This is a genomic window from Pseudomonas sp. R25(2017), assembly GCF_002112565.1.
In the GTDB taxonomy this organism is placed as follows: domain Bacteria; phylum Pseudomonadota; class Gammaproteobacteria; order Pseudomonadales; family Pseudomonadaceae; genus Aquipseudomonas; species Aquipseudomonas ekonensis.
The window spans coordinates 1-1,192 of record NZ_NEHZ01000049.1 but is presented as its reverse complement, the minus strand read 5'-3'; the positions used below and the strand labels follow the sequence as shown (position 1 = coordinate 1,192).

Below are 1,192 nucleotides of genomic sequence, written 5' to 3'. Positions count from 1 at the left end.
CTGTGGGAGATTCTATGGTTGAGGCAAAGCCCTCAGCCTGCTTTCGGTTCATATTCGCTTTGTCCTTTGAGCAGGGCGAATACGATCCGGGCCAGTTTGCGGGCCAGTATCACCAGCGCCTGCGTGGTGCTGAACCCTTTGGCCCGTTGCTCCTCATAAAAACCTTTCCAGGCCGCCGTTCGGCTGGCCGACATGGCGGCGTTGTGCAGAAGCCGACGCGCCTCCGGATCGCCGCGTTTCGTCAGGCTGCGGCGACCGTCCTTCTGCCCCGATTGGGAAACTCGCAAGTCCATCCCCAAAAAGGCGATGAACGCATCGGCACTCCTGAAATCGCCCCGCTGGAACGCCGCGATCAAGCGGGCGCCGGTCAGAAAGCCGATGCCTTCAACTTTCATGCAGCGCCTCAGCAGAGCCAGCAGGCCGGCCTCCTTGAGCTGGTCGTCGATCATCTTCTCGACCAACACCTCAAGTCTCTGCATGGAGGCCACTTGTTCGGCAAAGGCAGTTTTGAGCAGCGGCTCATTCGCCCAACTCTGCACCAGGCCGACCCGTGCCTGAACCAGCGCCGCGCGCCGACGGAAAAGGCTCAGGAGTCGGCGGTACAGCGGCGATGGCGGAGTCCACGGGCGAAGTTCCTCATGTTCGTTTTTCAGGTAACGGGCGAGCAACCTTGCGTCCAGCGCATCGGTCTTGGCGCGAACCTTCACACCCTTGCGGTAGTGGCTCAGTTCATAGCCACCGACCATGTAGATCGTGCAGCCGGCCTCATGGGCCAGATCGGCGAACTCCAGGTGATAGATATTGGTCGACTCAATCGCCACATCGACCGGCCTCGGCAAGCCTTTTAGCCATTTCCTGATGGCTGGCTTGTCGTTGGGAAGGGTCTCGAGCAGATCCGGCTCGGCCTGATAGATCACCAACTCGTTCTTGGCGACATCCACACCCACAATTGGCCTGGAAGCAGAAACCGGCATTGCCATTGAACACCCCCCGAGATATGGTTTTGAGCACTTGAAGGGATCACCCAGGGGCGCAGGCTTGTTCCTATCGTCGGTCGAGCCAGATGCATTCTTTATCGGCGCTTGGGTGAAAGGAGGAAGGGGCGAAATCTCCCACGGTCTGTACTGCGTCAACAGTCAGAATCCAGCCTAGTCCCTCCTCCTCCCTTCAAGTACCAGCATACAAGCCAGCC

1 protein-coding gene is annotated in these 1,192 nt (G+C 59.2%); it reads right to left on the bottom strand.

The window, feature by feature from the left end:
• Window positions 1-32: 32 nt before the first annotated feature.
• Complete coding sequence (locus CAG31_RS27975) at window positions 33-980, bottom strand: transposase (protein ID WP_085586970.1); 948 nt, start codon at window positions 978-980, stop codon at window positions 33-35.
• Window positions 981-1,192 lie beyond the last annotated feature (212 nt).

Bases quoted from the DNA above. Each gene is read 5' to 3' on its own strand.
- CAG31_RS27975 (WP_085586970.1), bottom strand. From the start codon at position 980: ATGGCAATGCCGGTTTCTGCTTCCAGGCCAATTGTGGGTGTGGATGTC.